1 protein-coding gene and 2 pseudogenes are annotated in these 2,606 nt (G+C 35.1%); 1 reads left to right on the top strand and 2 read right to left on the bottom strand.

All coding sequences use genetic code 11. From position 1 onward, the window contains the following. Positions 1 to 498 (top strand): annotated as a pseudogene (locus B4J23_RS09155) (cation diffusion facilitator family transporter); the annotation flags it as partial. Between the two features lie 306 nt (positions 499 to 804). On the opposite strand, the gene B4J23_RS09150 reads toward B4J23_RS09155, so the two are convergent. Beyond that, positions 805 to 1,419: a thiol:disulfide interchange protein DsbA/DsbL gene (locus tag B4J23_RS09150; RefSeq protein ID WP_004281236.1), complete on the bottom strand. Its 615-nt coding sequence runs from the start codon at positions 1,417 to 1,419 to the stop codon at positions 805 to 807. A gap of 177 nt (positions 1,420 to 1,596) precedes the next feature. Next, positions 1,597 to 1,736, bottom strand: a pseudogene (locus tag B4J23_RS14360) (cation transporter); the annotation flags it as partial. Between the last annotated feature and the right edge of the window lie 870 nt (positions 1,737 to 2,606).

Here is a 2,606-nt window from a genome sequence, read left to right as displayed (position 1 = left end):
CATCATCACTCTCATGATGACCATGACCACCACCACGATCATCATCACTCTCATGATGACCATGACTTAAACCAGAAAGCCGCTTTTCTTCATGTAGTAGCAGATGCAGTAACTTCTGTATTAGCGATTATTGCACTTTTCGCAGGGAAGTATTTTGGATGGGATTTTTTAGATGCAATTCTAGGAATCGTAGGTGCAGTGCTTGTAGCACAATGATCTTGGGGATTGATTAGAGAAACAGGTAAAACATTGCTTGATGCAGAGATGGAACATCCTGTAGTAAAGGAGATTCAGGAAGTTGTAGAGGAATTAGATAACCAAATTACGATTACTGATCTGCATGTCTGGAAAGTAGGTAGAAGTAAATTTTCATGTATTTTATCCCTAAATACAGTTAATGACTCCTTAACAGCAGAGGTAGTTCGTAAAGCTTTGTCAATTCATGAAGAGATTGTTCATATTTCTGTTGAAATTAACAAGAATTTCCATGTTGTTTAAATTAATATTTATTCCTTTTAAACTTTATCAGTCTATTTATGTAAATCTTAGATTAGAATTTGTTTGTTGTAGAGCGTCGGGGCGCCTCGGCAATTCTGCGTGTTGAAATAGAAAGGAAAATTCATTACTTTAAAGCGCAAAGCGTGTTGCAGATGCAGCTCTTATTCCGAGGAATTTTACACTGGTATCGCCCGCCGATAGAAACACCAGATCCGGCAGTCAGGACGTAAATAACCATTCCTCCAGTTTAAATAAAAAAACCTGCAGATTCGATGCAGGTTTTTTTTAGAGATAATCAATCGCGTCTTATTTGGCTTTACGCTCTTTCTCGATCAGGTAATTCACCACCTGAATGACTTTGGCATCATTACCCTGCACAATATATTTACCATTCACGGTCACTGCCGGAACACCACTTAACTGATACTGAGCAGCCAGATTTTTGGCTTGGGCAATTTTCGAAGTGATCGGGAAAGATTTATAAGTGCTGTTAAATTTTGCTTCAGGAATACCATAGCGGGTATAGAACTTGGCCAATTGCGCCTGTTCTAAAATTGGACGTTGCTTATCATGAATATCATGGAATAATTGTAAATGTGCTTTTTGACGCACACCCAATGCTTCAGACACATAATAAGCACGCGCTGCCTGCTCCCAGAGTGGATTCATTGCAGCCGGCGTACGTACAAAACGTACATCTTTTGGTAATTTTTTCAACCAGCCCTGCATATGTGGTTCAAGCGCGAAACAGTGACCACAGCCGTACCAGAAGAATTCACGTACCTCAATTCTGCCCGGTTTTTCGACTTTGACTGGTTTTGCAACCACCTGATAGTCCTGACCTGCCACAAAATTGGCCATAGCATTGCCTGAAAAGGCCAAAACAGATGCGGCAACAGCTCCTAAAAGGAATTTTTTCATTGGGATTATCGTCCTCTAAATCATTATGCTTAGTGTATGGGTTCACTATAAATCAATTATGCCGGTTCCGTTTTCATGCTGCGAACTTTTGTGCTATCAGAACCGCTACATTAAAGTATGCGACTGATTTTAAGTCAGTTAATATGGCCATTCGACCGCTATGTGTTTTTAGATAATCACAAAAGTTAAACTTTGAGTAATAAAAACGGTTATAATTTCTACGATTAAAACGTAGTGGTCAAACCTACAGTAAATATTAGCTTCTTACTATTCTCTTCAGTAACAGCCGCGTGGCTCTGAGAATGATCTTCTGACATACAATAGTTTCCTTATTCTATTTACGATTAGCTGAGAGACTTGAGTAAGCCTCAATATTTCTGCTAAAAATTGCTTACTATAATTGGTCAAGAAGCTTTCTTTTCATTTATCCACCGGGACAATATTGGTAATAAAACCAACATAAGAAGGGTTGATGAGATAATTCCTCCAATAACCACATTTGCTAGTGGGCACTTTACTTTTTTCTCCAATTCCAATGCCTCCCTAACTAATTAGAGAGTTTTAAGCATTATTACATGAATCTTTCCAGTACTATTGTTGCAAATATACTAAGTTGCATATTTATTCCTGCCTATGTATAGGAGCATATGTAACCCTAAAGTTTAAAATAGTCTTTTCGGATTATTTAAAAATTTGAAAATGGTAAAGAATAAATTAAAAAAAATAAATATATTTATCATTCGATTTAAAAAAATTAATTAATCTTAGTTACACCATACTAAAAATAACTAATTTTTAGTTTTCCTAGTTATATGTGCTTCATTATAATTTAGAATTAATTCTCTTCACACCCTTTGCTTTTTTCATTGTTAATTATTTCTAAATTTTTCTCTAAGAAACGAAGTCCCCCATCAGCAAAACTACTGGTTGAAAAAACTATAGTAAAAATAACTAAAACAATCTTCATATATATATTATTGAATCTAATCATATCTTGGACCAAAAAATAATTTCTTCATATACTAATTCCTAGATATATACACCTAAATGACAACCAAATTACAAATTTGTAATTTTGTTAAGGTTTGTCCTAAAAAAAATAAATTAATACTATTTTAACAAAGATAAGTCGTTGCTGAAAAATTTGAATTGTAAGGGATTTAATTAGGCACTGTTGCAAATAGAGA

Origin of the sequence: Acinetobacter sp. UBA3025 (assembly GCF_002367915.1) — a bacterium.
GTDB lineage: Bacteria > Pseudomonadota > Gammaproteobacteria > Pseudomonadales > Moraxellaceae > Acinetobacter.
This window is presented reverse-complemented; position numbering and strand designations above follow the sequence as displayed.